Source organism: Pseudomonas sp. Pseusp97, assembly GCF_047304025.1.
In the GTDB taxonomy this organism is placed as follows: domain Bacteria; phylum Pseudomonadota; class Gammaproteobacteria; order Pseudomonadales; family Pseudomonadaceae; genus Pseudomonas.
Genome location: NZ_JBGLYK010000444.1, coordinates 1 through 1027 on the forward strand (window position 1 = coordinate 1; position 1027 = coordinate 1027).

The window sequence follows — 1027 nt, forward strand, 5'->3', positions numbered from 1 at the left end:
CCAGTCGCAACTGCCCGGCTTCGTCCTGCTGCGCTTCGACATGACCGCCAGCACCGAGGAGCAGCGCGCCCTGCTGGACCGTTACAACCTGTTCGGCCCGCCCGCCTTGCTGTTCTTCTCGCCCAAAGGCGACGAATGGAGCGATCTGCGCATCATCGGCGAGACCGACGCCGCCACCCTCGCCGACCGCCTGAAACAGGCTGGAACGCGCTCCTGATCACAGTTTGACTGCAACGGTTTTGCCGTAATCGGCTGGCAACATGCTGACATCTACGGCAAAACCGGCATGACTGGACAGTCACGCCGACTTTCCGGCATAGTCCCGCCCACTCTTTTCCCGCCAAGAACAAGGACTACCGCATCCAGATGGCGACCTTACTGGTATTGCACGGGCCCAACCTCAACCTGCTGGGCACCCGCGAGCCCGACAAGTACGGCTCCGTCACCCTCGAGCAGATCAACCAGGACCTGGAGCGCCGCGCCCGCGAGGCTGGCCACCACCTGCTGCACCTGCAGAGCAACGCCGAGTACGAACTGATCGACCGGATCCACGCCGCGCGCAACGAAGGCGTGGACTTCATCCTCATCAATCCGGCCGCTTTCACGCATACAAGTGTCGCGCTACGTGACGCATTGCTCGCAGTGAGCATCCCATTCATCGAAGTGCACCTCTCCAACGTGCACAAACGTGAACCTTTCCGGCATCACTCCTACTTCTCCGACGTGGCGGTAGGGGTGATCTGCGGTCTGGGCGCCACAGGCTACCGCCTGGCCCTGGAATCCGCCCTTGAACAACTTGAACGCCCGTGACCTCACCTGGGAGAGCGAACACTGATGGACATCCGTAAAGTCAAGAAACTGATCGAACTGCTCGAAGAATCCGGTATCGACGAACTGGAGATCAAAGAGGGCGAAGAGTCCGTACGCATCAGCCGTCACAGCAAGACCGCCGCCCAGCCGATCTACGCTGCTGCCCCGGCCTACGCTCCGGCTCCGGTCGCAGCTCCCGCCGCCGCCCCGGCTGCCC

General features: G+C 62.3%; 1 protein-coding gene and 2 pseudogenes. All 3 read left to right on the top strand.

The features are described from left to right. Positions 1-217, top strand: a pseudogene (locus ACCC94_RS29755) (protein-disulfide reductase DsbD); the annotation flags it as partial. Positions 218-366: 149 nt separating this feature from the next. Then, positions 367-810 (top strand): type II 3-dehydroquinate dehydratase, encoded by a 444-nt coding sequence (gene aroQ / locus ACCC94_RS29760; RefSeq protein ID WP_192434396.1) that lies wholly within the window; start codon positions 367-369, stop codon positions 808-810. A 24-nt stretch (positions 811-834) separates the two neighbouring features. After that, positions 835-1027 (top strand): annotated as a pseudogene (locus ACCC94_RS29765) (acetyl-CoA carboxylase biotin carboxyl carrier protein); the annotation flags it as partial.

Coding starts and splice junctions, on each gene's coding strand:
- aroQ (WP_192434396.1), top strand. CDS start 367: ATGGCGACCTTACTGGTATTGCACGGGCCCAACCTCAACCTGCTGGGC.